The sequence below is a fragment of the Actinomadura sp. K4S16 genome, from assembly GCF_008327685.1.
Classification (GTDB): domain Bacteria; phylum Actinomycetota; class Actinomycetes; order Streptosporangiales; family Streptosporangiaceae; genus Spirillospora.
This window is the reverse complement of the sequence record NZ_BDDE01000011.1, coordinates 212156-235377: the sequence shown is the minus strand read 5'-3', so window position 1 is coordinate 235377 and position 23222 is coordinate 212156. Positions and strand designations below refer to the sequence as shown.

General features: G+C 71.0%; 19 protein-coding genes. 5 read left to right on the top strand and 14 right to left on the bottom strand.

What is annotated here, in order from left to right; all coding sequences use genetic code 11:
* Window positions 1-96 precede the first annotated feature (96 nt).
* The 7 genes from prcA to K4S16_RS08210 all read right to left on the bottom strand — a co-directional run bounded on the left by prcA (window position 97) and on the right by K4S16_RS08210 (window position 8412).
* A complete protein-coding gene (gene prcA / locus K4S16_RS08240) occupies window positions 97-852 on the bottom strand; it encodes a proteasome subunit alpha (protein ID WP_149258815.1) in 756 nt (251 codons plus the stop codon).
* Between the two features lie 21 nt (window positions 853-873).
* Window positions 874-1719 carry a proteasome subunit beta gene (gene prcB, locus K4S16_RS08235; protein ID WP_149258264.1) on the bottom strand — a complete coding sequence of 282 codons (846 nt, stop codon included), beginning with the start codon at window positions 1717-1719 and terminating at the stop codon, window positions 874-876.
* Window positions 1720-2005: 286 nt separating this feature from the next.
* Entirely contained in the window at window positions 2006-2215 is a 210-nt protein-coding gene (locus tag K4S16_RS08230; protein WP_021593619.1) for a ubiquitin-like protein Pup, read from the bottom strand.
* Window positions 2216-2491: 276 nt separating this feature from the next.
* A complete protein-coding gene (dop, locus tag K4S16_RS08225) occupies window positions 2492-4009 on the bottom strand; it encodes a depupylase/deamidase Dop (protein WP_149258263.1) in 1518 nt (505 codons plus the stop codon).
* 127 nt (window positions 4010-4136) lie between these two features.
* Window positions 4137-5900 carry a proteasome ATPase gene (gene arc / locus K4S16_RS08220; RefSeq protein WP_149258262.1) on the bottom strand — a complete coding sequence of 588 codons (1764 nt, stop codon included), beginning with the start codon at window positions 5898-5900 and terminating at the stop codon, window positions 4137-4139.
* Between the two features lie 245 nt (window positions 5901-6145).
* Window positions 6146-7147: a tRNA (adenine-N1)-methyltransferase gene (locus K4S16_RS08215; protein ID WP_149258261.1), complete on the bottom strand. Its 1002-nt coding sequence runs from the start codon at window positions 7145-7147 to the stop codon at window positions 6146-6148.
* Between the two features lie 83 nt (window positions 7148-7230).
* Window positions 7231-8412 (bottom strand): site-2 protease family protein, encoded by a 1182-nt coding sequence (locus tag K4S16_RS08210; RefSeq protein WP_149258260.1) that lies wholly within the window; start codon window positions 8410-8412, stop codon window positions 7231-7233.
* 127 nt (window positions 8413-8539) lie between these two features.
* Between K4S16_RS08210 and K4S16_RS08205 the strand changes: the two genes are divergently transcribed.
* The 5 genes from K4S16_RS08205 (at window position 8540) to K4S16_RS08185 (ending at window position 15220) form a co-directional block, all read left to right on the top strand.
* Window positions 8540-9535, top strand: a complete 996-nt coding sequence (locus K4S16_RS08205; RefSeq protein WP_149258259.1) for a PD-(D/E)XK nuclease family protein — start codon at window positions 8540-8542, stop codon at window positions 9533-9535.
* Window positions 9536-9631: 96 nt separating this feature from the next.
* A complete protein-coding gene (locus tag K4S16_RS08200) occupies window positions 9632-10855 on the top strand; it encodes a sensor histidine kinase (protein WP_149258258.1) in 1224 nt (407 codons plus the stop codon).
* 115 nt (window positions 10856-10970) lie between these two features.
* Window positions 10971-11651 carry a response regulator transcription factor gene (locus K4S16_RS08195; RefSeq protein WP_149258257.1) on the top strand — a complete coding sequence of 227 codons (681 nt, stop codon included), beginning with the start codon at window positions 10971-10973 and terminating at the stop codon, window positions 11649-11651.
* Between the two features lie 240 nt (window positions 11652-11891).
* Window positions 11892-12722 carry an ABC transporter ATP-binding protein gene (locus K4S16_RS08190; protein WP_149258256.1) on the top strand — a complete coding sequence of 277 codons (831 nt, stop codon included), beginning with the start codon at window positions 11892-11894 and terminating at the stop codon, window positions 12720-12722.
* Window positions 12719-15220, top strand: coding sequence for an ABC transporter permease (locus K4S16_RS08185; RefSeq protein WP_235036652.1), 2502 nt, complete (start codon window positions 12719-12721; stop codon window positions 15218-15220). Before K4S16_RS08190 ends, K4S16_RS08185 begins: the two co-directional genes overlap by 4 nt.
* A gap of 92 nt (window positions 15221-15312) precedes the next feature.
* Here K4S16_RS08185 and K4S16_RS08180 read toward each other — a convergent pair whose 3' ends face one another.
* The 7 genes from K4S16_RS08180 to K4S16_RS08150 all read right to left on the bottom strand — a co-directional run bounded on the left by K4S16_RS08180 (window position 15313) and on the right by K4S16_RS08150 (window position 23195).
* Entirely contained in the window at window positions 15313-16434 is a 1122-nt protein-coding gene (locus K4S16_RS08180) for an ABC transporter ATP-binding protein (protein ID WP_375708325.1), read from the bottom strand.
* A gap of 23 nt (window positions 16435-16457) precedes the next feature.
* Window positions 16458-17525 carry an ABC transporter ATP-binding protein gene (locus K4S16_RS08175; protein ID WP_149258255.1) on the bottom strand — a complete coding sequence of 356 codons (1068 nt, stop codon included), beginning with the start codon at window positions 17523-17525 and terminating at the stop codon, window positions 16458-16460.
* The gene (locus tag K4S16_RS08170) at window positions 17525-18538 is read right to left on the bottom strand and encodes an ABC transporter permease (protein WP_149258254.1); all 1014 of its coding nucleotides are present in this window, start codon (window positions 18536-18538) and stop codon (window positions 17525-17527) included. Before K4S16_RS08170 ends, K4S16_RS08175 begins: the two co-directional genes overlap by 1 nt.
* A 105-nt stretch (window positions 18539-18643) precedes the next feature.
* Window positions 18644-20398 (bottom strand): ABC transporter substrate-binding protein, encoded by a 1755-nt coding sequence (locus tag K4S16_RS08165; protein ID WP_149258253.1) that lies wholly within the window; start codon window positions 20396-20398, stop codon window positions 18644-18646.
* 53 nt (window positions 20399-20451) lie between these two features.
* Complete coding sequence (locus tag K4S16_RS08160; RefSeq protein WP_149258252.1) at window positions 20452-21444, bottom strand: ABC transporter permease; 993 nt, start codon at window positions 21442-21444, stop codon at window positions 20452-20454.
* A 429-nt stretch (window positions 21445-21873) separates the two neighbouring features.
* Window positions 21874-22299 (bottom strand): hypothetical protein, encoded by a 426-nt coding sequence (locus K4S16_RS08155; protein ID WP_149258251.1) that lies wholly within the window; start codon window positions 22297-22299, stop codon window positions 21874-21876.
* 239 nt (window positions 22300-22538) lie between these two features.
* Window positions 22539-23195, bottom strand: coding sequence for an HAD family phosphatase (locus K4S16_RS08150; protein ID WP_235036651.1), 657 nt, complete (start codon window positions 23193-23195; stop codon window positions 22539-22541).
* Window positions 23196-23222: the final 27 nt, after the last annotated feature.

Genomic DNA, 23222 nt, shown 5'->3' with positions numbered 1-23222 from the left:
CCCGGCACGCCGCGGGCCCGCGGGGCGGGGCGGTGTGGCCGCCCCGCCCCGCGGGCCCGTCTCCGTCCTGCACGGCGCCGCCGGGCGGCGGGCGCGTCAGTCCTCGTCAGCCCCGGTTCCGGTGGAGCCGCCGGCGTCCTCGCCGCCGGAGGCGGTGCCCGGTCCGGACTCCTCCGCCGACAGCAGCTCGCCGATCCGCGCCGCCGACAGCCGCTTGAACAGCCGGTGCTCGCGGTTGCGGTCCAGCACCGCGACCTCCAGCGAGGTCGCCTCCAGGTGCCGGTCGGAGTCCTGCGCCTCCAGCGCCCGCACCGCCGTCCGCAGCGCCGCCTCCAGCGAGGAGCCCTCCCGGTAGCCGTCCTTCAGCGACTGCGCCACCGCCTCGGCCTGCCCGCCCATGGCGACGTAGCCGTGCTCGTCGGCGACCGAGCCGTCGAACGTCAGCCGGTAGATCTGGTCGGTCTCGGCGTCTTCGCCCACTTCCGCGACGACCAGCTCCACCTCGTACGGCTTGTTGGTCTCGGTGAAGATCGTCCCGAGCGACTGCGCGTACACGTTCGCCAGGCCCCGCGCCGTCACGTCACGGCGGTCGTACTGGTAGCCGTTGATGTCGGCGTAGCGGACGCCCCCGAGCCGCAGGTTCTCGAACTCGTTGTACTTCCCCACCGCCGCGAACGCGATCCGGTCGTAGATCTCACTGATCTTGTGCAGCGCCCGCGACGGGTTGTCCGCCACGAACAGGATGCCGTCGTCGTACTGCAGCACCACGACACTGCGGCCGCGCGCGATGCCCTTGCGCGCGTAGTCCGCCTTGTCCTTCATCTGCTGTTCGGGCGACACGTAGAACGGCATGGACACCGGTCTGGATCCCTTCTATCGCAGCGGGGCGGTCGGGCCGCCCGGCGAGTCGTAACGTCCGTCGACGACGGCCTGCGCCAGCGCGCCCACCTCGTCCTCGCCGAGCCGGCGGTACCCGTCCGCCGTCACCGACGCCACCACGGGGAAGATCCGGCGGGTCAGGTCGGGGCCGCCCGTCGCCGAGTCGTCGTCGGCCGCGTCGTACAGCGACTGGACGCACGCCAGCGCCGCGTCCTGCGCCGACAGGTCCGGCCGGTACAGCTTCTTCAGGGCGCCCCGCGCGAAGACCGACCCCGAGCCGATCGAGTGGAAGTCGCGCTCCTCGTAGCGGCCGCCGGCGGGGTCGTAGGAGAAGATCCGCCCCTCGTTCCGCTCCTCGTCGTAGCCCGCGAACAGCGGCACCACCGCCAGGCCCTGCATCGCCATCCCGAGGTTCTGCCGCACCATCGTCGCCAGGCGGTTCGCCTTGCCCTCGACCGACAGGGTGCGGCCCTCGCGCTTCTCGTAGTGCTCCAGCTCCACCTGGAACAGCCGCACCATCTCGATCCCGATCCCGGCGGTGCCGGCGATCGCGATCGCGGAGAACTCGTCGGCGCGGAAGACCTTCTCGATGTCGCGCTGCGCGATGACGTTGCCCGCCGTCGCCCGCCGGTCACCCGCCATCACCACCCCGCCGGGGAAGGCGACCGCGACGATCGTCGTCCCGTGCGGGATGTCGTCGCCCGCCCGCGACGCCGGCGGCGTCCGCCTTCCGGGCAGCAGGTCCGGGGAGTACGCCCCGAGGAACTCCGTGAACGACGACGTATCCGGGCTCGCGAACAACCCCGGCAGACGTCCGGTGTGCGAATCGTGGGACGCCACGCGACTCCCTTCCCCTCCACCATTGCGCCGGCTCCGGTGATCTCACCGGCGCGGACTCTACGACCCTACTGTTCAAGGTCGCCCGCGCGCATGCCGCCCGATCACCGGTCCGGTCAGCCCACGGCGAACCCGGCCCCCGCCCGGCCGGCCCTCGTCCGCCCCTGGACGCACGAACATGGGCGGGCCCCTGCCGGGCCCACCCATGTCCTCACTGCCGTGTCAGGTCGGAGTTCCGCCCCCGGAGAAACGGCGATTCGCTATGTGGCCGATCCGCCAGGACCGGGGATCACTGCCCGCCCTTTTGGATATAGGCGCGGACGAAGTCTTCGGCGTTCTCTTCCAGCACCTCGTCAATTTCGTCCAGGATCGAGTCCACGTCGTCGGTGAGCTTCTCCTGGCGCTCCTGCACGTCCTCGGTGGTCGTGGCCTCGGTCTCCTCGACCTCTTCCGTGCGCCGGGTGGTCTGCTTCTGACCGCCGGTGTCCTTCGTGGCCATTCCGTACCTCCGCTCTGCCGGTGCCTCCGACCCTATCTCCGATCTTCGACGGTGCGCGGAACTCTCGGCTCCGTTTCGCCGTCTCCGGCCGGGGACCGGGGGCATGCTCGGGTTATCGCCGGTCCACCGCCCAGCGAAACGGGCAAACCGGCCAGGAAACCGAGCCCTTCACCGTCGCGCCAGGTCAGCGGTACCGATCGCGCTCGATAGTCCCGCTATCCAATGCACGCGCGAGCGGACCCGTCCCGGGGCCGTTCAGGACGCCCGTGCCGGGGCTCAGCTCTGGCCGGTCAGGGTGGCCACGAGGTCGGCGGCGGTGCGGCAGCGGTCCAGGAGGGCGCCCACGTGCTGCTTGGTGCCGCGCAGGGGCTCCAGGGTGGGGACGCGCTGCAGCGACTCGCGGCCGGGGACGTCGAAGATGACCGAGTCCCAGGAGGCCGCGGCGACCGACTCGGCGTACTGGCGCAGGCAGCGGCCCCGGAAGTAGGCCCGCGTGTCCTCGGGCGGGTCCTCGACCGCGGCCTGGACCTGGGCCTCGGTGACGACCCGGTCGATGCGGCCGCGCTCCACCAGGCGGTTGTACAGGCCCTTCTCGGGCCGGATGTCGGTGTACTGCAGGTCGACGAGCTGCAGGCGCGGGTGGGACCAGTCGAGCCCGTCGCGGCTGCGGTAGCCCTCCAGCAGGGACAGCTTGGCGACCCAGTCGAGCTCCCGGGACAGCTGCATGGGGTCGTCCCCGAGGCGGTGCAGGACCGACTCCCAGCGGTCGAGGACGTCCCGGGTCATCTCGTCGACGTCCGAGCCGAACCGGTCCTCGACGTACTTGCGCGACTGCTCCAGGTACTCCATCTGGAGCTGGACCGCGGTCATCTTCCGGCCGTCGCGCAGCGTGAGCAGGTGCTTGCAGGACGGGTCGTGGGACACGGCGCGCAGCGCGGCGACGGGCATGTCGACCGACAGGTCGACGGTGAGGAAGCCGTCCTCGATCATGGCGAGCACGAGCGAGGTGGTACCGAGCTTGAGGTAGGTGGACAGCTCGGCCATGTTGGCGTCGCCGATGATGACGTGCAGCCGCCGGTACTTCTCGGGGTCGGCGTGCGGCTCGTCGCGGGTGTTGATGATCGGCCGCTTGAGGGTGGTCTCCAGCCCCACCTCGACCTCGAAGAAGTCGGCGCGCTGGCTGATCTGGAAGCCGTCGCCGCGGCCGTCCACGCCGATGCCGACGCGGCCGGCGCCGCAGACCACCTGGCGGGAGACGAAGAACGGGGTGAGGTGCCGGACGATGTCGGCGAAGGGCGTCTCGCGGCGCATGAGGTAGTTCTCATGGCAGCCGTAGGAGGCGCCCTTGTTGTCGGTGTTGTTCTTGTAGAGCTGGATGGGGTGGGTGCCCGGCACGAGCGCGGCGCGCCGCGCGGCGTCGGCCATCACGCGCTCGCCGGCCTTGTCCCAGATGACGGCGTCGAGCGGGTTGGTGCACTCGGGCGCCGAGTACTCGGGGTGGGCGTGGTCCACGTACAGCCGGGCGCCGTTGGTGAGGATGACGTTGGCGAGGCCGAGGTCCTCGTCGGTGAGCTGCGTGGGGTCGGCGACCTCGCGCGCCAGGTCGAAGCCGCGGGCGTCCCGGAGGGGGTTCTCCTCCTCGAAGTCCCAGCGGGCCCTGCGGGCCCGTGCCGCCGACGCCGCCAGGTAGGCGTTGACGACCTGGGAGGAGGTCACCATCGCGTTGGCCCCTGGCTGTCCGGGTACGGAGATGCCGTACTCGGTCTCGATGCCCATCACCCGCCGAACACTCATATCGTCGAGCCTATCGGGGCCGGGAGGGTGGAGCCATGGGGCCCGCTGTTAGCGGCGGGCGTGGCGGGGCATGCCGCGCGGCGGCCCCCGTCTGGAGGGGCCGCCGCGCGCATGCGCCGGGTCGGGGCTACAGGTACTGGCCGGTGTTGGCGACGGTGTCGATGGAGCGTCCGGCCTCGGAGCCCTTGGTTCCGGAGACGAGCGTGCGGATGTAGACGATCCGCTCGCCCTTCTTGCCGGAGATGCGGGCCCAGTCGTCCGGGTTGGTGGTGTTGGGCAGGTCCTCGTTCTCGCTGAACTCGTCGACGCAGGCGGCCAGCAGGTGGCTGACCCGCATGCCCTTCTGGCCGGTGTCGAGGAACTGCTTGATGGCCATCTTCTTGGCCCGGTCGACGATGTTCTGGATCATCGCGCCGGAGTTGAAGTCCTTGAAGTACAGGACCTCCTTGTCACCGTTGGCGTAGGTGACCTCCAGGAAGCGGTTCTCCTCGCTCTCGGTGTACATGCGCTCGACGGTGCGCTGGATCATCGCCTCGACGGTGGCCTCGGCGGAGCCGCCGTGCTCCTTGACGTCGTCGGGGTGCAGCGGGAGTCCGTCGAGGATGTACTTGGAGAAGATGTCCTTGGCGGCCTCGGCGTCCGGCCGCTCGATCTTGATTTTGACGTCCAGCCGGCCGGGGCGCAGGATCGCGGGGTCGATCATGTCCTCGCGGTTGGACGCGCCGATCACGATGACGTTCTCCAGCCCCTCGACGCCGTCGATCTCGCTGAGCAGCTGGGGGACGATGGTGTTCTCGACGTCGGAGGAGACCCCGGACCCGCGGGTGCGGAAGATGGAGTCCATCTCGTCGAAGAACACGATGACCGGCGTCCCGGCGGACGCCTTCTCGCGCGCCCGCTGGAAGACCAGGCGGATGTGCCGCTCGGTCTCGCCGACGTACTTGTTCAGCAGCTCGGGGCCCTTGATGTTCAGGAAGAAGCTCTTGCCCTCCTGGCCCGTCTTCTCCGCGACCTGCTTGGCGAGCGAGTTCGCGACGGCCTTGGCGATGAGCGTCTTGCCGCAGCCGGGCGGACCGTAGAGCAGCACGCCCTTGGGCGGCCGGAGCTGGTGCTCGCGGAACAGGTCGGCGTGCAGGTAGGGCAGCTCCACGGCGTCGCGGATCATCTCGATCTGCGATCCGAGGCCGCCGATCTCGTCGTAGGAGATGTCGGGCACCTCTTCGAGGACGAGCTCCTCGACCTCCGCCTTGTGGATCTTCTCGTAGACGTAGCCGGACCTCGGCTCGAGCATGAGGGAGTCGCCCGCCCGCAGCGCCACGCCGCGCAGCGGCTCGGCCAGCTTGACGATGCGCTCCTCGTCGGCGTGCGCGATGACCAGGGCCCGCTCGCCGTCGTCGAAGAGCTCCTTGAGCATGACGACCTCGCCCTGCTCCTCGAACTTCAGCGCCTCGACGACGTTGAGGGCCTCGTTGAGCATGACCTCCTGGCCGCGCTGCAGATCGTCGATCTCGACGGCCGGGCTGACGTTCACGCGGAGCTTGCGCCCCCCGGTGAAGATGTCGACCGTCCCGTCGTCGCGGGCGTCCAGGAAGACGCCGAACCCGGAGGGTGGTTGTGCGAGCCTGTCGACCTCCTCCTTGAGCGCCACGATCTGTTCGCGAGCCTCTTTGAGGGTCGCTACGAGACGCTCGTTCTGACCGGTTACGGCGGCCAGGTTGGCCTGTGCCTCATGGAGGCGTTCTTCCAGCACACGTACTTGGCGCGGGGATTCCGCGAGCTTGCGGCGCAGCACGGAGATCTCCTCCTCCAGGAAGGAGATCTGCGTCTGGAGGTCCTTGACCTCCTTTTCGTGCTGCGCCCTGCGCGCCCCAGCATCGTCACGAGCGGCCACGCCCCGCCACCTCCTCACGAAGAGAGCCGACGACCTACTGAGACCCTACCTATCTGGAGGGCTTCCGTAACCTGCCCATTCGGTGTTCGTGTCGTGCGGGGGTCTTCCGGGAGGGTTGGCAGAGGTGCCGTGGAGGTACCGCGGGGCGGGGGCTTACGACGCCTGGACCTGCGGGTTCGTGATCCCGGGCGTGTCGTGGCACGGCGTTTGCCGAGTCCGGTGGATGGGCGCGGAGCTAATGTGATCTAGGCCTCGGCGGGACCGCCGGGCGCGGCGTCCGGGGCGGACGCGGCGTCCTCGGAGGCGGTGCGGGCCTCGCCGGAGGCCTTGCGGGCCTCGCCGGAGGCGGTACGGGCATCGTCCGGGGCGGGGTGGGCGCCCTTCGCGGGGCGCCGGCGGCGGGCCGGCGGCGTGACGCCGTCGGCGAGGCGGCGGGCGGTCACGAGGAAGCCGGTGTGGCCGACCATGCGGTGGTCGGGGCGGACGGCGAGCCCGTCGACGTGCCAGGAGCGCAGCATCGTCTCGAAGGCGTAGGGCTCGGCGAAGCTGCCGTGGGAGCGCAGGTCCTCGACGACGCGCGACATCTGGGTGGTGGTGGCGATGTAGGCGCAGACCATGCCGCCCGGGACGAGGGCCTTGGCGACGGCGTCGAGGGTCTCCCAGGGCGCGAGCATGTCCAGGACGACGCGGTCGACGTCGGTCTCGGCGAGGGCGTCCTCCAGGGAGCCGACCGTGAGGCGCCAGGAGGGGTGGGGGCCGCCGAAGAACTTCTCGACGTTCGCACGCGCGATGTCGGCGAAGTCGGGCCGGCGCTCGTAGGAGGAGACGAGGCCGTGCTCGCCGACGGCCCGCAACAGGAAGCACGTCAGGGCCCCGGACCCGGCGCCGGCCTCCACGACGCGCGCGCCGGGGAAGATGTCGGCCATCGCGACGATCTGGGCGGCGTCCTTGGGGTAGACGACGGCGGCGCCGCGCGGCATGCGGAGGGTGAAGTCGGCGAGCAGCGGCCGGAAGGCCAGGTACTCGGTGCCGCCGCTGGAGCGGAAGACGCTCCCCTCGGGGCTGCCGATCATCTCGTCGTGCGGGACCGAGCCCTTGTGCGAGTGGTAGACCTTGCCCGGCTGGAGGGTGATGGTGTTGATCCGGCCCTTGGGGTCGGTGAGCTGAACCTGGTCGCCGGGGCGGAAGGGGCCGTGCGGGATGCGGCCGGGCGACGGTGCGGAGCCGTTCGGCTGGGGTTCGCTCATGGAGGTCAAGGCTAGCGGCGGCCGCGGGCAGGTCTGTCCGTCGCGCAGGCGGTCTGAGCACCGCCCGGGCGGGGCGGGACGGGTCAGATGCCGGCGAAGGCGCGGTCGACGTCGGCGACCGCGAGGACGCCGTAGACGCGGCCGTCGGGCTCCACGAGGAGGTACTCCGAGGCGGGCGCCTTGCGCAGCGCCTCCACGAGCTCCTCGCCGGAGAGGTCGGCGGGCAGGGTGAGGCCGTCGTCGATGCCGCGCGACAGGTCGCCCGCGCTGACCCAGGGGCGGCGGTGCTCGGGGGTGGCGGTGACGGCCTTCTCGCTGACGAGGCCGAGAGGCCTGCCGTCGTGGTCGGCGATGACGATCGCGCCGGCGTGGTCCTCGCGGGCGCGGCGGACGGCCTCGGCGAGCGGCACGTCGGCGGTGACGAGGGTGGCGCGGCGGGCGAGGCGGCGCGCGGACAGCAGCGGGATGCGGTCGCGGACGCGCTCCGCGCGGATGGACTGCGTGGCGCCCACCCAGATGAAGGAGGCGACGAGGGCCGACCAGAGCAGGGCGAGCCAGCCGATGCCGCCGCCCTCTCCGGTGTTGTAGGTGGCGAGGTAGGCGCCGGCGAAGAGGCAGGCGATCGCGACGCCGCGGCCCACCCAGCCGGCGAAGACGGCGCCGTTGCGGCTGCGGCCGGTGACCTTCCAGACGACCGCGCGCACCAGCCGGCCGCCGTCGAGCGGGAGGCCGGGCAGCAGGTTGAACAGCCCCACGAGGAGGTTGGCGAAGGTGAGGGCCTCGACGAGCAGCAGCGCGACGTCCGGCATCGGGAGGACGGCGTGGGCGAGCAGGCCGAGCCCGGCGAGGACGAGGTTGACCAGCGGCCCGGCGAAGGCGATGAGGAACTCGCGGCCGGGCGTGGGGGCCTCGCGCTCGATGGAGGTCTCGCCGCCGAGGATGTGGAGGGTGACGGAGCGGACGGGCAGCCCGAACGCGCGCGCCGTGACGGCGTGGCTCAGTTCGTGCACGAACACCGACCCGTACAGGAGGACGGCGTAGGTGAAGGCGACGAGGTAGCTGAGCGGGCGGCTGACGACGCCGTCGACCTGGCCCTCGAACATCACGGTGACCAGGACCGCGACCAGGAACCAGCTGGGCGAGACGTAGACGGGCACGCCGAACGGCCGGCCCATGAGGAGGCCGGGGCGTCCGGCGCGGTCGTCGTCGGGACCGCGGCCGCCGGCCGGGGTCCGGTCCTCGGTCGGGGGCGCGCTGTGTGTCACGCCCTCGATGCTACGGCCCCGCCGGTGCAGGTCGCCCGCGGGCGGCGCGGGTCCGCCGGCGCCGCGAGGCCGGGCACGGCGGCGGGTGCGGGATTTCCGTCGGGGGTGTCGCCTAGTCTGCTGTGCCATGACGACGACCGAGACGACCGAGACGGGCGGCACCGAGGCCGGCGGCAGGACGTCCGTTCCGCCCGCGCGCAGGGCGGACGAGGGCGGAGGCGCGGGGGGCGCGGTGGTGGTCGGGTCGTTGTCGCCGTCGCGCGCGGGCGACTTCATGACGTGCCCGCTGCTGTACCGGTTCCGGGTGATCGACCGGATCCCGGAGCGGCCGAGCGCGGCGGCCGTGCGGGGGACGCTGGTGCACGCGGTGCTGGAGCGGCTGTTCGACCTGCCGACCGGGGCGCGCACGCCGGAGGCGGCGCTGGAGATGCTGGCGCCGGAGTGGGACCGGCTGCTCGAGGCCGAGCCGGAGCTGGCCGAGCTGTTCGAGGACGGCGCCGACGGCGAGGCCGAGCACGCGGAGTGGCTGGCGCAGGCGCGGCGGATGGTGGAGCGGTACTTCACCCTCGAGGACCCGCGGCGCCTGGAGCCGGCCGAGCGCGAGCTGTTCGTCGAGACGGTGCTGGACTCGGGGCTGAAGCTGCGGGGCTACATCGACCGGGTGGACGTGGCGCCCAGCGGCGACGTGCGGATCGTCGACTACAAGACCGGGACGGCGCCCCGGGCCGACTTCGAGGCGCGCGCGCTGTTCCAGATGAAGTTCTACGCGCTGGTGCTGTGGCGGCTGCGCGGCCGGGTGCCGCGGCTGCTGCAGCTGATGTACCTGGGCAACGGCGAGATCCTGCGCTACGAGCCGGACGAGGCCGACCTGCGCGCCACGCAGCGCAAGGTGGAGGCGCTGTGGCAGGCGATCCGGCGGGCGATGGAGACCGGCGAGTGGCGGGCGCGCGCGGGCCGGCTGTGCGACTGGTGCGACCACAAGGAGCGCTGCCCGGAGTTCGGCGGCACGCCCCCGCCGCTGCCCTCGGCCCCGGTGGACCGCCCCTCCCCCGCCGACCTGGAGGGGGCCGGCCGGGCCGACCCCCGCGCGGGGGTCGGCGCGCGCGAGCACGACGATCTCTAGTAGCGCCCCCGGAGCGGCCGGGTCATCCTTGGGGAGGACCGCGGATCCGCGTTCAGGAGGGCTCGGGACCTGCCGCGGCCTCCTAGGGTGAGTGTCGTGTCACCCCGCATCCGTGGTCTCCACGCCTTCCGCGCCTGGCTGCAGGCGCGTCCGATGGCGGCCGACGCGCTGCTCGCGGTGGGCCTGCTGGCGGTGGGGTTGCCGCAGCTGTTCCTGGAGGAGCTGCCCGCCGGCGACAGCTACGAGGGCTTCCGGTCGCCGGACGTCTGGGACGGGCTGCTCGTCACCGCGGTGACGATGGCGCTGACGTGGCGCCGCCGCCACCCGATGCCCGTGCTGCTGTTCATCATCAGCGGCGAGCTGGTGATGGCGGTGTTGCACTACCCGCCGTCGGTGCCGGACGTCGTGGCGTTCCTGATGGCCGTCTACAGCGTGGCGGCGCACCGGGGGCTGGCGCAGAGCGCGCTCGGCGGCGTGACGGCGTTCGTCTACTTCCTGACGTACCTGCTGGTGCTGCCGGTGTCGGCGGCGCCGGAGGTACTGATCACCGACTGCGCACTGGTGATCGGCGTGTGGGTGCTGGGCCGCAACCTGCGGCTGCGCCGGGCCTACTTCGCCGAGCTCGAGGACCGGGCCGCCCGGCTGGAGCGGGCGCGCGGCACCGACGCGCGGGCCGCACGGGTCGAGGAGCGGTCCCGGATCGCCCGGGAGCTGCACGACGTCGTGGCGCACCACGTGAGCGTGATGACCGTGCAGGCGGGCGCCGCGCGCCGGATCATCGACCGGGACCCGGGCAGCGCGCGCGAGGCGATGTCGACGATCGAGGAGGTCGGGCGGACCGCGCTGAGCGAGATGCGGCGGATCGTGGGCGTGCTGCGCACCGACCGCGACACCGAGCGGCCGGGCCGGGAGCTGGCGCCGCAGCCGGGCCTGGGCGACCTCGGCGAGCTGCTGGAGCACGTGCGGGAGACGGGCCTGTCGGTGCAGCTGTGGATGGAGGGCGAGGCGCGGCCGCCGTCCCCGGGCGTGGACGTGGCGGCGTTCCGGCTGATCCAGGAGGCGCTGACGAACACGCTGAAGCACGCGGGGCCGCAGGCGCGGGCCTGGGTGCGGCTGTACTACGGCGACCGCGACCTGACGGTGGAGATCGAGGACGACGGGCGCGGAACCGCGACGTTCATGGCCGGCAACGGCGACAATCCGGGCCACGGCCTGGTCGGCATGTACGAGCGGGTCGCGCTGTACGGTGGCGAATTGAAGATCGGGCCGCGGGTCGGCGGCGGATTCGGCGTGCGGGCCCGGTTCCCGCTGGAGCCGTGAGCCGTGGCCGCGCGAGGCCGTAGGTTGGGCAGGAGCGCCGCGGACGCGGCGGTCCGGTGAGGGCGAGGAGCAGGGCGATGAACGGTCCGGGACGGCGGCCGGCGGTGGCGGCCCGATGACCACGGTACGAGTGCTGCTCGTCGACGACCAGCCGCTGCTGCGGACGGGGTTCCGGCTCATCCTGGAGGCGGAGGCCGACATCGCCGTCGTCGGCGAGGCGGGGGACGGCGCGGCGGCGGTGGAGATGACCCGGTCGCTGCTGCCGGACGTGGTGCTGATGGACATCCGGATGCCGGGGGTGGACGGCATCGAGGCGACCCGCCGGATCATCCGGGAGGGCGCGGCCTCGCACGACCCCAAGGTGCTGATCCTCACCACGTTCGACCTGGACGAGTACGTGATCGAGGCGGTCCGGGCGGGCGCGAGCGGGTTCCTGCTCAAGGACTCGCCGCCGGAGGACCTCGTGCAGGCGATCCGGATCGTGGCGGAGGGCGACGCGATCGTGGCGCCGTCGGTGACGCGGCGCCTGCTGGACAAGTTCGCCAACCGGCTCCCGTCCGTCCGCGACTCGGCGCCCCCGCCGGGGCTGGACACCCTGACCCAGCGGGAGCGCGAGGTGCTGTCGCACGTGGCCCGCGGCCAGTCCAACGCCGAGATCGCGGCCGAGCTCGTGGTGAGCGAGACGACGGTGAAGACGCACGTCGGGAACGTCCTGGCGAAGCTGGGCCTGCGGGACCGCGTGCAGGCCGTGGTGTACGCCTACGAGACGGGGCTGAGCAGGCCCGGCCAGAGCTGACGCACCGGGCGGGCGGCCGGTTTCAGGGGCGGCCCCTGAGGCGCCCCTGACCTTCGGCGGCGGAGGCCTACTCCGGTAGGACGACGGCGGGGTCCTTTCTCCTGCCGTGGGTGGACGGGCAAATCAGTTCCTGAGGTCCAGGAAACGGGTTTGTCCGCCTTCTAGTGTTTTGGACGTCGGATCGCCGGGGGCACGGCGCGGTCCGGACGTTTCCTGCTCACTCACCCACAGGAGTTTCCCGTGACGAACACCGCCCCATCGACCGCCGGCGCGGCACACGCGTCCGGGGCGGGCGACTTCGCCGCTCGGACCCAGCAGATCGCGAAGGTGTACGGGCGCGGCGACGCTCAGGTCGTCGCGCTCGACGGGGTCACCGTCGGCATTCCCCGCGGCCGCTTCACCGCGATCATGGGCCCCTCCGGGTCCGGCAAGTCCACGCTGATGCACTGCATGGCGGGGCTGGACTCGGTGGACTCCGGACAGGTCTTCATCGGCGACACCGAGCTGACCCGCCTCAAGGACAAGCAGCTCACCCGGCTGCGCCGCGACAAGATCGGCTTCATCTTCCAGGCATTCAACCTGGTGCCGACGCTGACGGCGCTGGAGAACATCACGCTGCCGATGGACATAGCCGGGCGCAAGCCCGACGCCAAGTGGCTGGACGAGGTGATCGAGACGGTGGGGCTGCGGCCGCGGCTCAAGCACCGTCCCACCGAGCTGTCGGGCGGGCAGCAGCAGCGGGTGGCGTGCGCCCGCGCCCTGGCCTCCCGCCCTGAGATCATCTTCGCGGACGAGCCGACCGGGAACCTGGACTCGCGCTCGGGCGCCGAGGTCCTCGGATTCCTGCGCGACTCGGTGCGGCGGATGGGGCAGACCATCGTGATGGTCACCCACGACCCGTCCGCGGCCGCCTACGCCGACCAGGTGCTGTTCCTGTCCGACGGCCAGATCGTCGACACGATGGCCGAGCCGACCGCCGAGCGGGTGCTGGAGCGCATGAAGGGCTTCGACGCCGGCGGCCACGACACCCGTCCCGCGGGCGCGTCCGGATCCGGGGTGTCGGCGCGATGATGGGCAAGGTCACGCTCCGCAACCTCGCGGCGCACAAGATCAGGCTGGTGCTGACGGCCGTCGCGGTGATCCTCGGCGTCGCGTTCGTGGCCGGCACGCTGATCTTCACCGACAGCATGAACAAGCAGTTCGACGAGCTGTTCAGCCGGATCGGCACGAACGTGGCCGTTGACGTGCGGGCCAAGAAGGTCGTCGAGGGCGACGACGACGGCATGGCGGCGCAGCCGGTGCCGGCGGCCGTGCTGAAGACCCTGCAGGGGATCGACGGCGTCAAGGACCCCAAGGGCAACGTCAACGGGTACGCGGCCGTCGTCGGCAAGGACGGGAAGATCGTCGGGACGGCGCAGGACGGGCCGCCACAGATCGGAACGAACTGGACGACGGGCGGCACCTACGACCTGGCGGCGGGCCGCGCCCCACAGGGGCCGGACGAGGTCGTCATCGACACCAGGACCGCGGAGAAGGGCAAGCTGAAGGTCGGCGACACCACCCGCGTCGTCACGGCGGGGCCGCCGGCCCGCATGCGGATCGTCGGGCTGGTCGACGCCGGGAACCTGATGGGCGCGACCCTCACCGGCTTCGACACCGCCACCGCGCAGCGGCTGATGCTGAAGCCCGGCTACTTCAGCGACATCGAGATGGGCTCCACCGGCCCGTCCCAGGCCGAGCTGCGCGACCGGGTCGCCAAGGCGCTGCCGCAGAACCTGGAGGCCGTCACCGGCGAGAAGCTCCGCGAGGAGTCCAAGAGCGACATCGCGGCGATGATGAGCTTCTTCCGCACGTTCCTGCTCGTGTTCGCGCTGATCTCGATCTTCGTCGGGTCCTTCATCATCTTCAACACGTTCTCGATGCTGGTCGCGCAGCGGACCCGCGAGCTGGCGCTGCTGCGCGCGATCGGCGCGGCCCGCGCCCAGGTCACGCGCGCGGTGATCGGCGAGGCCGTCGCGGTCGGCGTGGTCGGCTCCACCCTCGGCCTCGCGGCCGGCGCCGGCCTGGCGTCCCTGCTGCAGTCCCAGATGGGCGACGCGGGGCAAGGCGGGCTGACGTTCACCGCGACCCCGGTGATCTGGTCGTACGCGGTGGGCATCGTGGTGACGGTCGTGTCGGCCTACTTCCCGGCCCGCCGCGCCGCGAAGATCCCGCCGGTGGCGGCGATGCGCGACGACGTGGCGCTGCCGCAGCGGTCGCTGCGGATCCGCGTCGCGCTCGGCTCGCTGCTCACCCTCGTCGGCGCCGGCCTCATCGCCGCCGGGCTCGCCGGCAACGGCGGCAACCCGGCGATCCCGGTGGGCGCGGGCGCGTTCGCGGTGTTCATCGGCGTCACGATGCTCGCCCCGGTGATCAGCGTCCCGGTGATGAAGGTGCTCGGCGCGCCGTTCGCGCGGCTGCTGGGCTCGCCGGGCCGGCTCGCGCGGCAGAACGCGCTGCGCAACCCGCGCCGGACCGCCGCGACGGCGTCGGCCCTGATGATCGGCCTGGCGCTGATCACCACGGTCAACGTGCTGGGCGCGACGATGCGGGCCTCGATCGACGAGCAGGTCGACGCGCAGTTCGGCGCCGACTACCTCGTCGAGGTCGAGGGCGCGGGCGGCATCAGCACCGAGGCCGTGCAGAAGATCGGGGCGACGCCCGGAGTGGCCTCCGCGTCCTCGACCTACGAGGGCGACGCCAAGATCGACAACAAGAAGGCCTGGTACATGTCCGGCGACGTGGCGGTGATCGCCAAGGCCGCCAGGCTGAAGATCACCTCCGGTGGCACCGCCATCGGCGACGCCGGGATCATGGTGGACGAGGCCACCGCCAAGGCACGCGGCTGGAAGGTCGGGACCGCGGTCCCGGTGCAGTTCACCGATGGACGGACCGAGCGGCTGACGGTGGCGGGGGTGTACGCCAGGAGCGATCTGGTCGGTCCCCGGCTCATCTCCCAGCAGGCCCACCTGCGGCACACGGTGAAGCCGACCGTGGCCGCGGTCGTGGTGGACGCCTCGGCGCCGTCGGCGGCGACGAAGAGCGCGCTGGAGTCGACGCTGAAGGACTACCCGAACCTGAAGGTGTCCGACCAGGCGTCGCTGAAGGCCGATGCCCGCAAGCAGGTCGACGGGTTCGTGACGTTCCTGACGATCCTGCTGGTGATGTCCGTCATCATCGCGGCCGTCGGGGTCATCAACACGCTGGCGCTGTCGGTGATCGAGCGCACCCGGGAGATCGGGCTGCTGCGCGCGATCGGGATCTCCCGGCGGCAGCTGCGCCGCATGGTCCGGCTGGAGTCCATCATGATCGCGGTCTTCGGCGCGGTGCTCGGCATGGGCATCGGGGTGGCGTTCGGCGCGGCGCTGCAGAACGCCCTCGCCGACAAGGGCCTCGGGGTCCTCGCCGTGCCGTACGGGACCCTGGTGGTCTACCTGCTGGTCGCCGCGGTCATCGGCGTCCTGGCGGCGCTCTGGCCGGCGTGGCGCGCGGGCCGCATGGACGTCCTCAAGGCGATCTCCACCGAGTAGTCCGGAGCGGGCGCCCGTGAAGAAGGCCCGGTCCCCCTCGCGGGGGCCGGGCCTTTCCTCGTGCGCGGGGCGCGCTCACGCGCCCGGCGGCGCTACTCCGCGGGCTCCGGGTCTTCGGCCGGGGCGGCGGGCGCCACCGCGGCCTTGGCGACCGCGTCGGTCGCGCTGACCGTGGTGTTCTCCGGGAAGTGGCAGGCGGCCTGGTGTCCCGGGCTGAGCTCGACCAGCGGCGGCTCGACCTGCTTGCAGATGTCCTGCGCCTTCCAGCACCGGGTGTGGAACCGGCAGGCGGGCGGCGGGTCGAGCGGGCTCGGCACGTCGCCCTGCAGCCGGATCCGCTTGCGCTCGGCGCGCTGGCTCGGGTCCGGGATCGGAACCGCGGACAGCAGCGCGTTCGTGTAGGGGTGCATGGGCCGCTCGTACAGGTCCGAGCGGTCCGCCAACTCGACGATCTTGCCGAGGTACATGACGGCGACGCGGTCGGAGATGTGCCGGACCACCGAGAGGTCGTGCGCGATCACCACGTAGGTGAGGTCGAGCTCGTTCTGCAGGTCCTCCAGCAGGTTGACGACCTGCGCCTGCACCGACACGTCCAGGGCCGAGACCGGCTCGTCCGCGATGATCAGCTTCGGCTTCAGGGCCAGGGTGCGGGCGATGCCGATGCGCTGCCGCTGCCCGCCGGAGAACTCGTGCGGGTAGCGGTTGTAGTGCTCGGGGCTCAGCCCGACCAGCTCCAGGATCTCCTGGACCGCCTTCTTGACGCCCTGCTTGGCCTCGATGTTCTGCAGCCGGAAGGGCGCCCCGACGATCGCGCCGACCGTCTTGCGCGGGTTCAGCGACGAGTAGGGGTCCTGGAAGATCATCTGGAGGTCGCGCCGGAGCGGCCGGAGCCGCCCCTGCGACATCGTGGTGATGTCCTCGCCCTCAAAGGTGATCTTGCCGAAGCTGGGGTCCAGCAGCCGCATGATCATCCGGCCGGTGGTGGACTTGCCGCAGCCCGACTCGCCCACCAGTCCGAGCGTCTCGCCCTTGCGGACCGAGAACGACACGCCGTCGACGGCCTTCACCGCCGCGACCTGCCGGCGCAGCAGCCCCGCGGTGACGGGGAAGTGCTTGCCGAGGTTGTCCACCTCCAGCAGCGGCTCGCCCTCCCGTACGGGGCGGGCCTCCGCGGCCGGACGGGTCTCGTCGGCCGGGGTCTTGGTCGTATTCACAGTCTCGTTCCCACCCGTGCTCGTCACAGCTTCGGCCGGATCTCGTCGTTCCAGATCTGCCGCTTCTTCTCCAGCGGGAGATGGCACGCCGCCTTGTGGCCGGGCTCGACCTCGACCAGCTCGGGCCGCTCGGTCGTGCTCTTGTCACCGTTGAGGTCACTGTAAGGGCAGCGCGGATGGAACGCGCACCCCGACGGCACGTTGATCAGGCTGGGCGGCGACCCCTCGATCGGCATCAGCCGCTCCGAGCGCTCCCGGTCCAGACGCGGCATCGAGCCGAGCAGCCCCCAGGTGTAGGGGTGCAGCGGCCGGTGGAAGGCGTCGTCGACGGAGGCGTACTCCACGGCGCGGCCCGCGTACATCACCAGGATGTCGTCCGACAGCTCCGCGACCACCCCGAGGTCGTGGGTGATCATGATGACCGCGGAGTTGAACTCCTGCTGCAGGTCGCGGATGAGGTCGAGGATCTGCGCCTGGACGGTCACGTCCAGCGCCGTGGTCGGCTCGTCGGCGATCAGCAGCTCGGGGTCGCAGGACAGCGCCATCGCGATCATCGCGCGCTGGCGCATGCCGCCGGAGAACTGGTGCGGGTAGTCGTCCACCCGCCGGTCCGGCTTGGGGATGCCGACCTTGCCGAGCATGTCGATGGCGTGCTTGCGGGCCACCGCCTTGGACACGTCGTTGTGCACCCGGTAGGCCTCGATGATCTGGTGGCCGATCGTGTAGAAGGGGTGCATCGAGGACAGCGGGTCCTGGAAGATCATGGCCATCTCGCGGCCGCGGAGCCGGCGCACCTCGTTCTGCGAGGCGCCGACGATCTCCTTGCCGTTCAGCCAGATCTCCCCGGACACGTCGGCGTTGCGCCGGTTGTGCAGGCCGAGGATGCCGAGGCTGGTCACGCTCTTGCCGGAGCCCGACTCGCCCACGATCCCGAGCGTGCGGCCCCGCTCCAGCTGGAACGACAGGCCGTCGACGGACTTGACCAGGCCGTCGTCGGTCGGGAAGTGGATCTTGAGGTCGCGGACCTCGAGGAACGCGCTCGGGGCCTCGCCGGTGCCCGCGGTGTCCGCGGCGGGCGCGGTGCCGGTCATCAGCCAAGCCTCACTCTCGGGTCGACGATCGCGTACAGCATGTCGACGATCAGGTTGATCACGATGATGGACGTCGCCGTGAGCAGCGTCACGCCGAGCACCATGGGCAGGTCGCCGCCCCTGATCGAACTGATCGCCAGCTGGCCCAGCCCCGGGATGCCGAAGGTGTTCTCGGTCAGCACGGCGCCGCCGAGCAGCAGCCCGATGTCGAGACCGAAGATCGTGAGGATCGGCGTCAGCGAGGCGCGCAGCGCGTGCTTGGTGACGACGGTCTTCTCCGGCAGGCCCTTGGCGCGGGCGGTGCGGATGTAGTCCTCGTTCATCGTCTCAAGCATGCCCGCTCTGGTGAGCCGCGCGTACATCGCGGCGTAGAGGAACGCCAGCGTGATCCAGGGCAGCACCAGCGACTGGAACCAGGTCACCGGATTGGAGGTGAGCGGAACGTAGCTGCCGCCGCCTGGGAAGATCTTGAGGCTGTAGGAGAACAGCGCGAGGGAGACCAGGCCGGTGAAGTAGATCGGCAGGGACACGCCGGCCAGGGCGATGATCATCGCCCCCCGGTCCCAGACCGAGCCTCTGCGCAGCGCCGACACCACCCCGGTGGCGATGCCGCTGATGAGCCAGACCACGGCGGCGCCGAGTGACAGCGACAGGGTCGCCGGGGCCCGGTCGATCAGCGTCTCCAGCACCGGCTGGCTGCTGCGGAACGAGTAGCCGAGGCACGGCGCCGGGCAGTGGTCGGTCACGGGGCCGGCCTTGTAGTCCTTGCCGACCACGATGGCCTTGACGTAGTTGCCGTACTGCACCACGACCGGCTTGTCGAGGCCGAGCCGCTCCTTGGTGTCCTGGATGGCCTCGGCGGTCGGCGCCTTGCCCACGTAGGACGCCGCGATCTGGTCGGTCGTCTGACCGGCGATCTTGGGCAGCCAGAAGAAGATGCCGAAGGTCACCATGCTGACCAGCAGCAACATGACGACGGCACCGATGAGGCGCCGGATGAGATATGCGAACACAATGCTCGGCCCGACCCGCCGGCCGGCGGGACCTGTGGGTCCCGGACCGGCCGGCGGGCGTCGCCTTCACCTGCCTTCAGCTGTACGCACGGACGAAGCGGAGTGTCACTCCACGCCCATGTTCAGGTAGTCGTACATTCCGCCGTAGTAGTACGTGATGCCCGCGTTCGTCACGCGCTTCGGCCGGTACATCAGGGCCTTGGCGTAGATCAGCGGGACCTCGGCGGCGGTCCCCATGACCGCCTTGTCGACCTCGCCGTACATCTTCGTGCGAGCGGCCTTGTCCTGCGTGGAGATCGCGTCGTCGAGACCCTTGTTGACCTTCGGGTCGTTGAGCTCGGCGAGGTTGTTGCCGCCGGACGGCTTGATCGCCGAACCGTGCACGATCTGCGACAGGAAGCCGTACCCGGTCGGCCAGTCGGCCGCCCACGCCATGATCATCATGCCGATCTCGTGGTCGTGCACGTACTTCGGCACGCCGACGTACTTGTTGAAGTAGTCGCCGGCCGGGAACTGGACGATGCTGACCTTGATGCCGACCTTGGCGAGGCTCTGCTGGATCGCCTCGGCCATCGCGACTTCCTTCGGCCGGTCCGACCGCGCCGAGATCTTGCTCGTGAAGCCGTTCGGCTTGCCGCACGCCTGCAGCTCCGACTTGGCCTTGGCGAGCGTGGCCTGGTCGAGCCCGCCGCCCTCGGCCTGCTTCTGCGGGTACAGGTCGAACTTGGTGTAGCCGTCCACCGACGGGGGGAGCACGGTGGTGGCGACGTCGCCGCCGGCCAGCGGGCCTCCGTAGGCGGTCTGCGCGGCGACCTTGTCGGTCGCGTACTGCACGGCCATGCGGCAGTGGATGTTGTCGAGCGGCTTGACGTTCACGTTCAGCGACATGAACCGCAGGAAGCCCTGGATCGGGTTGTCCACGTACGGCTTCTGCTCGGGGGTCAGCACCTTCGGCTGGGTCCCCGCCTGGACGCCGACGCCGGTGATGTCCATGTCCAGCGAGCCGGCGAGCAGCCGCTGGTCGATGTCATCGGCGTTCTGCTTGATCTGGACTTCGATCTTGTCCGGCAGCGCCTTGCGGAGCGGGTCGGTGCTCTGGTTCCAGTTCGGGTTGCGCGACAGCGACATCGACTTGCCGCGCGTGTAGTTGTCGATCTTGTACGGACCGCTGGAGACGATCGAGGTCTCGTACTTCGTGCCGGTGTCCTTGGCCTTCGGCACAGGGATGGACTGCGACATCGAGACCAGGTAGTCGAACTCCTGGAACGGCTCGTTCAGGTGGAAGATGATCGTCTGGTCGTCGGGGGTCTCGATCGACTTCAGACCCTCGTCGCTCTTGTCCTCGTACGGGCCCTTGTAGGCGGGCTTGTTGTCGACGAGGTACTGCTTGAAGTACTTCGGCCCGAGCTGCAGCTCCTTGGTGTAGTTGCTGCGCTCGATCGCGTACTTGACGTCCTTGGACGTGACCGTGGTGCCGTCGTCGTACTTGACGCCGGTCCGCAGCTTGTACGTCCAGGTCTTGCCGCCGTCGCTGGGCTGGCCCATGTCGGTGGCCAGGTCAGGGACGATCTCGAGGCTCTCCTTGCCCGCCGCCGCCTTGGCCGTGGTCAGACCGCGGCCGTAGAGGCGGGCGAAGTTCTGGGAGAACGCGTAGTAGGTGTTGCCGGGGTCCGGCGAGTCCCAGTCGTCGGAGTCGGCCAGCTTGAGCGTGCCGCCCTTCTTGTCCGACTTGTTGACGACCTCGTTCACGCCGGCGTTGTACCCGGGGCCGCTCCCCGAGCCTCCGGATTCACCGCCGCCGCAGGCGGCGAGCCCTGCGGCCGCGACCACACCGGCCGCGAAGACCGCAAATGGTCTCATCTTGTTCATGTGCAGGCGCACCCCTTCAATTAGACGGGTCGGTTGAACCCGAGTCACTTGGCCCGAGGGTCGAGAGCGTCCCGCAGCCCGTCACCGAAGAGGTTGAAGGCGAGGACGGTGATGAAGATGGCCATACCGGGGATGATCATGTAGGCCGGGTCCGAGGAGTAGATCGGCACCGCGAGCGTCAGCATGGCGCCCCAGGACGGCGTCGGCGGGATCACTCCGACGCCGAGGAACGACAGCGCCGCCTCGAACAGGATGTTGGTCGGGATCAGCAGGGTCGAGTAGACCAGGATCGGGGCGACCAGGTTCGGCAGGACCTCTTTGAAGAGCACGTAGGAGTTGCGGGCTCCCAGGCTGCGGGCGGCGTCGACGAACTCGCGCTCGCGCAGCGACAGCGTCTGGCCGCGGATGATGCGGCCGATGTAGGGCCAGTTGAAGAAGCCGATCACCACGACCAGCACGGAGATCCGCAGCCCGTTGCCGTTCATGCCGAACGCGCCGTCGGAGACGACGCCCACCAGCGCGATCGCGAACAGCAGCAGGGGGAAGGCCAGGAAGGCGTCCATGGCCCGGCTGATCAGGTAGTCGACCCAGCCGCCGAAGTAGCCGGCGGTGATGCCCATGACGGTCCCGATGACCACCGACAGCAGGGTGGCCAGGAAGGACACCAGGAGCGAGATCCGGGCTCCGTGCACGATGCGGGCCAGCAGGTCGCGGCCGGTGCCGGGCTCCACGCCGAGCAGGTGGTCGCCGCTGATGCCCGTGTGCCAGATGCCGCCCTTCGGCCGGTTGTAGGTCGGGTCGATCAGGTTCTGGTGGTACGTCAGCGGGTTCTGCACGAAGAACGGACCGAAGATCGCGATCAGGATGAGCACGAAGACGATGACCGCGCCGGTGAGAGCGACCTTGTCCCGCTTGAGCCGCATCCAGGCGATCTGCCCGAGGGAGCGTCCCTGGATCTTCTTCTTGTCGACGCCGACAAGTACCGCTTCCGGCTGCGCCTCGCTGTCGGACCCGGTCACCTCTATGGGTGCGGCCACGCTCGTTACCTCCTACCGTCCGGCCACTGGTTCTGCCTGCCGCCGGCGAGTGACCGGCGGTCGCGGAGATCATCCGCTGCCCCCGTGCCCGTTACGCCGCGTTTGCTGAAGGGAAACGTAGTCCTTCGGGCACGACTGTCCATCCGTGAGACGTACTTCGGAAGTACCCGTATCTGACTTGTGATCTCGTCGTCATCTGGCAAACACGCGCCCGTACGCCACTTCGGACAAATCGCCCGAATAGTACGTTCAGCCACGAGTGGCCCCGCAACGCCAGGGGGGTCCGGAACGACAAGCTTTACCGTACTGAGTCCGTTCTGAGACTGATCGTCCGCAGGTCAGGCCCCGGACGCACAGAAACGGCGGGCCGGAACGCCCGCGATCGGGACGTCCCGGCCCGCCGTCACGTCGCGTGCGGGGGCCGCGGTCTCAGGAGATGCCGCGGTCGCGGAGGATCTTCTCGATCTCCGCCAGCTCCGGGTCTCCCCCGCCCGGCGCGGGCCCCTCGACGCCGCGCCTCGGCTTGCCGCCGCGCCCGGCGGAGCGGTGCCCCTCCCCGCCTCCCGCGGCCTTGCCGCCGCCGGCGTCCCCGCGCCTGCTCAGCATCGCGCCGGAGGCCAGGTAGAGCAGCACGGCCAGGCCGCCCACGGCGACGCCCGCCCACTTCACCGGGCTGAACGCCAGGTCGACGAAGAACTCGGTCACGCCCGTCATCGCCGCCGCGAGCGGCACCAGGGACAGGGCCGCGCCGCGCAGCCCGCTGGCCGCGCCCCGGCGGCGGTAGGCGCCCCAGCTGATCACCAGCCCGACCAGGGTCACCCCGAGACTGATCGCGAAAATGGCTGCGTCGCTCATGCCGGCCCCTCACTCCGTGTGTCGGTGCTCTCTCCATCGTCACACGTGGAATGCCGGTTCTGCTCCTCCCGGCGGACGGTTTGCGGCCGGACCGGTCTCCTCCCCCGGCGGGACCCTCCCCTAGGGGCCGCCCCCCGGGGTACCGCCCCGCGGGTATCAGGCCCGCGCGGCGCCGCGCCGTGAGGTGCCGCGGTCGGACGGCGGACGCGCCGCCGCACTCGTCACGCGACCGGCGAGTGTCACACGACCAGGGAGCGCAGCCGCTCCAGGTCCACCTCGAGCAGCGAGGCGACCACCGTCCGTCCCGGCGCGGGCGGGATCGGCAGGACGCCGGGGACGGCGACGGTGACGCAGCCCGCCGCCTCGGCCGCCGCGACGCCGTTCGGGGAGTCCTCCAGCACCACGCAGCGGGCCGGGTCGGCGCCGAGCCGGGCGGCGGCGGTCAGGTAGGGCTCGGGGTGCGGCTTGGTCCGGGCGACCTCGTCACCGGCGACGCTGAGCGCGAAGTGCTCGCGGCCGACGGCGTCCAGCACCGGCTCGATCAGCCGCCGGTGGCTGGAGGACACCAGGGCCGCCGTCACCCCGGCGGCGCGGACCTCGGCGAGCAGGTCCTTGGCGCCGGGCATCATCGGGACGCACGCGCCGAGCCGCTCGACCATGCCGTCCAGCATCCGCCGGCCGACCTCCTCGCGGGGGGCGTCGGCCCCGGTCAGCTCCAGCATGTAGTCGACGGCGAGGTAGAGGGAGCCGCCGACCAGGCGCTCCTGGTGGGCGGGGCTCCACTCGCCGCCGAGCCAGGCCATGACCTCCGACTCGACCTCGAGCCAGACGCGCTCGGAGTCGATGAGCAGGCCGTCCATGTCGAACAGCACGGCCTGCGGGCCCCCAGCAGTCACAGCTCTCCTCACATGTCGCACGAACCG

Excerpts from the sequence above, each read along its gene's own strand:
- prcA (WP_149258815.1), bottom strand. The coding sequence starts at position 852 with ATGCCGTTCTACGTGTCGCCCGAACAGCAGATGAAGGACAAGGCGGAC.
- K4S16_RS08230 (WP_021593619.1), bottom strand. The coding sequence starts at position 2,215 with ATGGCCACGAAGGACACCGGCGGTCAGAAGCAGACCACCCGGCGCACG.
- dop (WP_149258263.1), bottom strand. The coding sequence starts at position 4,009 with ATGAGTGTTCGGCGGGTGATGGGCATCGAGACCGAGTACGGCATCTCC.
- K4S16_RS08215 (WP_149258261.1), bottom strand. The coding sequence starts at position 7,147 with ATGAGCGAACCCCAGCCGAACGGCTCCGCACCGTCGCCCGGCCGCATC.
- K4S16_RS08205 (WP_149258259.1), top strand. The coding sequence starts at position 8,540 with ATGACGACGACCGAGACGACCGAGACGGGCGGCACCGAGGCCGGCGGC.
- K4S16_RS08195 (WP_149258257.1), top strand. The coding sequence starts at position 10,971 with ATGACCACGGTACGAGTGCTGCTCGTCGACGACCAGCCGCTGCTGCGG.
- K4S16_RS08185 (WP_235036652.1), top strand. The coding sequence starts at position 12,719 with ATGATGGGCAAGGTCACGCTCCGCAACCTCGCGGCGCACAAGATCAGG.
- K4S16_RS08175 (WP_149258255.1), bottom strand. The coding sequence starts at position 17,525 with ATGACCGGCACCGCGCCCGCCGCGGACACCGCGGGCACCGGCGAGGCC.
- K4S16_RS08165 (WP_149258253.1), bottom strand. The coding sequence starts at position 20,398 with ATGAGACCATTTGCGGTCTTCGCGGCCGGTGTGGTCGCGGCCGCAGGG.
- K4S16_RS08155 (WP_149258251.1), bottom strand. The coding sequence starts at position 22,299 with ATGAGCGACGCAGCCATTTTCGCGATCAGTCTCGGGGTGACCCTGGTC.